Origin of the sequence: Adhaeribacter terrigena (assembly GCF_016623615.1) — a bacterium.
Taxonomy (GTDB): domain Bacteria; phylum Bacteroidota; class Bacteroidia; order Cytophagales; family Hymenobacteraceae; genus Adhaeribacter_A; species Adhaeribacter_A terrigena.
The window spans coordinates 1-572 of record NZ_JAEHFX010000023.1; the positions used below are offsets into that span (position 1 = coordinate 1).

The following is a 572-nucleotide window of genomic DNA, read 5'->3' on the forward strand; positions in this document are numbered from 1 at the left end:
TTCAAGATCTACAACGCCAGCCGCTTCCCCTTCGAGCACGTAATGTTCGAGCTGCCGGGCCAGAACCTGCCCGCCCTCGCTCCTAAGACCTCTTACTCCAGCCGCTTTTCTTACTCAGTGCAGCCCCTTCTAAACGACTCTTTAATCAAATTCACCGGCCTCAATACCCTCAACTACCGCTACGACCAGAACGACGTTTTCCGCTACACCGTAGACTCTGCTACTTTCCATAACGGAGAGAACTCCACCATCGAGATCGTAGCCAAAGCCGGCCAGTTCGTCGCCATCGTTACCTTTAACCTGGAAGAATGCGAAGACATGCCGATCAACCCGCTGCCGGTAGAACTGATTAGCTTCAAAGGAAGTGCCGTAAGCCAGGGCGTAGCCTTAGACTGGGAAACGGCTTCGGAGAAAAACAACGCCTTCTTTTCGATCCAGCACTCTACCGACGGCCGTAACTTCGAATCGGTTGGTTACGTGGAAGGAAACGGTACTTCGGCCATGGCCCATAAATATGCCTTCACCCACACCCAGCCTGCTGCGGGCAAGAACTACTACCGCCTGAAACAAGT

1 pseudogene is annotated in these 572 nt (G+C 53.3%); it reads left to right on the plus strand.

What is annotated here, in order from left to right:
• A pseudogene (locus I5M27_RS18480) lies at nt 1-572 on the plus strand (hypothetical protein); the annotation flags it as partial.